Below are 932 nucleotides of genomic sequence, written 5' to 3'. Positions count from 1 at the left end.
CTCTTATTCTTAGAAACTGTTTTGAATTGATTCAAGAATAATGTTATAAGCATCTTCAGATCTCAAATCAGTCGGTCAATTGGAAAAATGTTATATCTTTAAAGGTACCAAACAATAAAGTTATGACACAGTATCCAACCGACCTGACTGAAAAACAGTGGCAAGTTATAAAAAATATTTTAGAGCCGCAAGCGAGGAACCGAAAACATTCGCTTAAAGAGATAATGAATGCCATCCTTTATATCAACAAGACCGGCTGCCAGTGGCGTATGCTTCCTTCTGACTTCGCCCCTTGGCAAACCGTCTATTACTACTTCCGCAAGTGGAAGCTTGAAGGTGTGTTTGAAGAGGTGATGGATGCCTTGCACTCCCTTATCCGTAAACAGGCGGGACGGCAGGAAAGTCCCAGTCTTGGCATCATGGATTCCAGAAGCGTAAAGACTTCCCATCATGTTGATTCTGACCGTGGTATAGACGGGAACAAGAAAATCAAAGGACGGAAAGAGCACATCATTGTCGATACGCTTGGCCTTCCGTTAGCCGTCGCAATCCATGAAGCCAACCTGCATGACAGCAAGGGCGCCCCACAAGCCATAGAAAAACTCGCTTATAAATTTCCGCGCTTGGTTAAAATATTAGCGGATGGAGGCTACAGGGGAGATTTGGCTGATTGGGTCAAGAAGAAATTCGGATGGATATTGGAGGTCGTACTCAGACCGGACGAATGTCCGTCCAAATTTCAGGTACTGCCCAAACGCTGGATTGTGGAACGCTCTTTCTCATGGCTGGAAAACTTCAGAAGGCTGACCATCGATTACGAATTCCTTGCTGAAACTGCGGAAGCTATGGTACAGATTGCATTCATACAAATCATGCTTAACAAATTTATCGAATGAAATCAAAACAGCTTCTTAATCTATAGTAAATAGATA

At 43.0% G+C, this 932-nt stretch carries 1 protein-coding gene; it reads left to right on the top strand.

What is annotated here, in order from left to right; translation table 11 throughout:
• Nucleotides 1–122 precede the first annotated feature (122 nt).
• Nucleotides 123–896 (top strand): IS5 family transposase, encoded by a 774-nt coding sequence (locus I6E24_RS16425; RefSeq protein ID WP_235329781.1) that lies wholly within the window; start codon nt 123–125, stop codon nt 894–896.
• The last annotated feature ends 36 nt before the right edge of the window (nt 897–932 follow it).

The organism is Bacteroides caecigallinarum (assembly GCF_021530995.1).
In the GTDB taxonomy this organism is placed as follows: Bacteria; Bacteroidota; Bacteroidia; order Bacteroidales; family Bacteroidaceae; genus Phocaeicola; species Phocaeicola faecigallinarum.
This window is presented reverse-complemented; position numbering and strand designations above follow the sequence as displayed.

What these genes read in the sequence shown, in the direction of transcription:
- I6E24_RS16425 (WP_235329781.1), top strand. Translation starts at nt 123, where the DNA reads ATGACACAGTATCCAACCGACCTGACTGAAAAACAGTGGCAAGTTATA.